This is a genomic window from Mesorhizobium sp. M7A.F.Ca.CA.002.05.1.1 (genome assembly GCF_003998335.1).
GTDB lineage: Bacteria > Pseudomonadota > Alphaproteobacteria > Rhizobiales > Rhizobiaceae > Mesorhizobium.
Map to the genome: position 1 here is coordinate 1 of NZ_RZQI01000796.1, position 2771 is coordinate 2771.

General features: G+C 63.3%; 2 protein-coding genes. Both read right to left on the bottom strand.

Translation table 11 applies throughout. The features are described from left to right. A partial coding sequence (locus EN939_RS28575; protein ID WP_127271051.1) for a Na+/H+ antiporter occupies positions 1-1267 on the bottom strand: 1267 nt, incomplete at its 3' end. Between the two features lie 143 nt (positions 1268-1410). After that, entirely contained in the window at positions 1411-2664 is a 1254-nt protein-coding gene (locus tag EN939_RS28580) for a L,D-transpeptidase family protein (protein WP_127271053.1), read from the bottom strand. Positions 2665-2771 lie beyond the last annotated feature (107 nt).

The following is a 2771-nucleotide window of genomic DNA, read 5'->3' on the forward strand; positions in this document are numbered from 1 at the left end:
CACCGGGCTCGACCAGCCCCCTGGCGATCGTCGGCAGAGCGAGGCTGGCGATGACCAGCGAGCAGATAATGACGCCGGCGGCCAGGAAAATGACCAGGTCGCGCGCCGGAAACGGCGAGCCGTCCGGCATGGCGAGCGGCAGTGACAGGATGCCGGCCAGCGTAATGGCGCCGCGCACACCGGCCACCGAACCGGCGAGCCGCACGCGCAGCCCGAACGGCTCCACTTTGCGCTTGCCCAGACGCGCAGCGATGCCGGCGGCGATATCGCCCACCCAGATCCACAGGAAGCGCAACGCGATCAGGCACAGCGTCAGCGCGATGACGGTCGCGATCGGCTGGACGATCGGGTGCAGGCTCATGAGCTCCGGCGGCACATGGCGGATGATGTCGGGAAGTTGGAGCCCAAGCACGATGAAGAGAGCACCGTTGAAAACGAAGGAAAGCGTCGTCCACAGCGAAATCGTCTGCATGCGCGCCGAGACGCCGAGGAAGCGAAACACGCCGGAGCCGCCGGTGAGCAGGCCGGCGGTAACAGCCGCCAGGATGCCGGAAGCTCCGACATGCTCGGCGCCGAGATAGGCTATGAAGGGCAGCAGGACCATCACCAGCACCTGCGCCTCGGCCGGCACGCCGCCGATCCGGTTGAGCAGTTGCAGCAGCTTGGCGGCAACGAACAGCGCCGCCACGCCGATCAGGATGCCCATCGCCACGGCATAGAGAAAACTGAGCGAAGCCGCCGCAAGGGAAAAGCTGCCGGTCAGCACCGCCGCGACGGCAAAGCGGAACATGACCAGCCCCGACGCATCGTTGAGCAGCGACTCGCCTTCCAGAATGTGCATCAGCCGCGCCGGGACGACATTTCTGTCGACGATCGAGGACACCGCCACCGCGTCGGTCGGCGACAGCACCGCGGCAAGCGCAAAAGCGACCACCAGAGGGATGCTCGGCACCAGCCAATGCAAGGCGTAGCCGAAACCGACGATGGTGAAGAAGACCAGCCCTATGGCCAGATCCAGGATCGGTCCGCGCAGCGCCATCAGTTCACGCTTCGGTGCGCCATAGGCATCGCCGAACAGCAGCGGCGGAATGAACACCAGCAGAAACAGTTCCGGATTGATCTCGACATGGATGCCGCGCACCGGCCACGCAAGCGCGGCACCGATCGCAATCTGCAGCACCGGCAACGGCACCCGTACCAGGCGAACCAGAGCGCCGGAAAGCGCCACGAAGACGAGCACGACTAGAATGAAGACGGCGACTTCCATGGTCCGGTTCCAGGCTTTCCGCCGACCATGCGCAAAGCCGGCCGATCCGTCCAGCCGCCCGTCCCGTGAAAAACGCCGCAGCACCCAATCAATGAAAAAGGCCGCCCTGAGAGGCGGCCCTTTTATATATAAGAATCAAATGTTTATAGCGCAGACGTGATCTGCAGCTCGTTGTTGCCGTCAAGCGCGTAGACGTCGTCGCGGAACTGCACGACGCCCGGACCGGTCGACCAGGCCGAGAGATAGAGGAAGTGGACCGGCACCGGATTGGTGACCTGGATCGGCGTGTTTTCACCGGTCTTGATCGCCGCCTCGAAATGCTGGCGGTCCCAGCCGGGCGTGTCGCGCAGGATCCAGGTGACGAGGTCGCGCACATTCTGCACGCGCACGCAGCCCGAGGAATCGAAACGCAACATCTTGCCGAACAGGCTCTGCTGCGGCGTATCGTGCATGTAGACGCCGTCAGGGCTCGGGAAATTGATCTTCACCGAGGCCATGGCGTTTTCCGAGCCGGGATCCTGGCGGAAACGGTACTTGGCGGCGTCGTCGGTCGACCAGTCCACATTCATCGGATCGACTTCGCTGCCATCCGGCGCGAACAGGCGGATGTGGCTGTCCTTGAGATAATCGGGATCCTTCCGCATCAGCGGAATGATGTCCTTGCGGACGATCGAGACGGGCGCGTTCCAGTATGGATTGACGATGATCTCGTTGATCTTGGAATTGACGATCGGCGTCTGCCGGTCGATCTTGCCGACGATCGCGGTGTGGCGAAGCACGACGCGGTCGTTCTCGACCGCTTCGACCTGCGCTGCCGGAATGTCGACCAGCACGTAGCGGCTGCCCAGCGTGCCGGCCTTCTCGCGCAGCCGCTGCAAATTTGTCTGCAACTGGCCGAGCCGGATCTGCGCCGAAACGTTCATCGCCGCATAGGTGTATTTGCCGAGCGCACCATCGGCAGGTAGGCCATGGCGCAGCTGGAAACGCTTGACCGCCGAGTCGACATAGGAATCGAAGGCCGTCGAAATGCCGGCACTCTGCGACAGATCGCCGGAAACCATCAGCCGCTTGCGCAACGGCACCACATCCGGGTCATCGACGCCGAGCTGCAGCTTCTTGGTCGCGGGAACGTCGACCCAGCCGCCCTGCCCGACAATGTTCTGGTATTGCCCGACCGCCTGTTCCGTGAAGGCGACGGTCTGCGGGCTGAAGATCGGCAGCGTCGAGGCCACCTTGCCGCCCTCGCTGGCGCGGGCATCGAACTGGTCGTCCCAATTGCCGCGCGCGGAGGATTTCAGGATGTCACCGATCACATCCTGCGCATTGGCGCCGCCGGCGACCACTGCGGCTGCGAGCGCGGAGGCTCCGGAGAGGAAAAAACGACGGCTGGTTCTCATGGACGTTCCAGACATTTGTAGCAGTTCGATCACTTGCTGCGTTGATCACCGGGCGATCTCGCCCGCACTGTAAAATTGGCAATCTTAACAATAAGCCAACCATGCTC

What these genes read in the sequence shown, in the direction of transcription:
- EN939_RS28580 (WP_127271053.1), bottom strand. Translation starts at nt 2,664, where the DNA reads ATGAGAACCAGCCGTCGTTTTTTCCTCTCCGGAGCCTCCGCGCTCGCA.